The 236-nt window shown below is 37.3% G+C and carries 2 protein-coding genes; both read right to left on the bottom strand.

Annotation, left to right across the window (positions count from 1 at the left end; translation table 11 throughout):
- Positions 1-104 (bottom strand): TipC family immunity protein (locus tag HMPREF2991_RS11060; protein ID WP_180364437.1); only part of this gene is annotated, 104 nt, incomplete at its 3' end.
- A gap of 12 nt (positions 105-116) precedes the next feature.
- The coding region (locus HMPREF2991_RS11295) for a TipC family immunity protein (protein ID WP_257372028.1) at positions 117-236 on the bottom strand (120 nt) is incomplete at its 5' end.

The raw sequence follows: 236 nt of genomic DNA, 5'->3' as shown, positions 1-236 counted from the left end.
TGGTAGATTTCATCAAAAATATTTTTAGGTTGATGAATAAAAAAGTAGAAGCAGGATAATACAATTATCACGAATAAGGCTACTAGGCCTAGGATTTTCTTCATGTTATCACCTTATCACCAATTCTCCCACTGGGTTTCAATCTTGATATCGCCATAGTTGCTTGGCGAGTACTTGCTGTCATAGATGGTACACCAGTCCTTCAAGACTTTTTGATTGACGATTTCGTCGAAGTC

It is taken from the genome of Streptococcus sp. HMSC072D07, from assembly GCF_001814835.1.
Taxonomy (GTDB): Bacteria; Bacillota; Bacilli; order Lactobacillales; family Streptococcaceae; genus Streptococcus.
The sequence above is the reverse complement of the archived record's forward strand: the minus strand, read 5'-3'. Positions and strand labels throughout refer to the sequence as shown.